Source organism: Flavobacterium sp. LB2P53 (assembly GCF_003970305.1).
Taxonomy (GTDB): Bacteria; Bacteroidota; Bacteroidia; order Flavobacteriales; family Flavobacteriaceae; genus Flavobacterium.
Genome location: NZ_RYDG01000024.1, coordinates 1 through 1,019 on the forward strand (window position 1 = coordinate 1; position 1,019 = coordinate 1,019).

The window sequence follows — 1,019 nt, forward strand, 5'->3', positions numbered from 1 at the left end:
CTATAAAAAACCTAATTTTAAATACAATAAATAGCTGTAAATCAAAACAATAAAACCTTAACTTAATGACATTGTGCGCGAGCGTCCCGCTCGTGAACACAATCTATATTGTCACATACTTTAATTTTAAAACACTACCACAAACCAAAATTATATTAATCTACAGCAGGCATCAAGATCGGGACGCTCGCTCCAGCAGCGGGGAAACTCCCGGCAGCGTGGGTTTTTTTATAAGATTTGAAAGGGAATTACACTTATGTTTTTTTATATATCCGAGCGGTCAAGCATAATTTATAAAAAAGGCAGCTTTAGAAATACTCTAAAACTGCTTTAATACTTATTCTCCCATACGATAAGAACTCGACATTGAAACTCTATACAAAGAAATTTTGTCTTTTTTTCGTTCATCACAATCGATGATGTAAATTACACTATTTACAGAAAAAGCATCGTATCTGCTTTTTTTTATACCGTATTTTTGAAAAAAATCTATTCCAACAATATTGTTTTTATGCTTCTTCAGAAAAGATTTCTTTTCGAATCTAGGCGAATATTTTTTGGCCGTCTCTGTTGAATTATCTTTAAAATCAGGTTTAGTAAAATATAAAGAACCTTCGTCTTGACTTTTATCAAGTGTAATTGTATAAAAACGATAATCTGCCGAACCCTCTTTCGTCTGATTAACAGATTTTTTAAACTTTACGTAAACAGTATCAAGTTTTTTGATATACTCAATATCTTGTGCATAACTATGAGAACAGCAAAAAAATATAATTAAAAAGGCTAATTTTTTCATATTAATAAACTTTAAGTTAGCGGTCTAATTCAGTTTTACCAGCATCAATATAATTTTGGTGTAACCTAAGAGCATCTGATGGGTTAGGAAGATCTTTTTAAAACCGCTTGTTTCATTCAATCCGTTTAAGCTTAAATTCCCAGCTCGCGCGAGCGCAATGTCATTAAGTTAAGGAATTTTATATTGCATCTTTTTGATTTTTAAGCACTAAAGGTCGAATTCG

General features: G+C 31.5%; 1 protein-coding gene. It reads right to left on the reverse strand.

Annotated elements, in window-relative coordinates:
- Window positions 1-337: 337 nt before the first annotated feature.
- A complete protein-coding gene (locus EKL95_RS14835) occupies window positions 338-796 on the reverse strand; it encodes a hypothetical protein (RefSeq protein WP_126457998.1) in 459 nt (152 codons plus the stop codon).
- Between the last annotated feature and the right edge of the window lie 223 nt (window positions 797-1,019).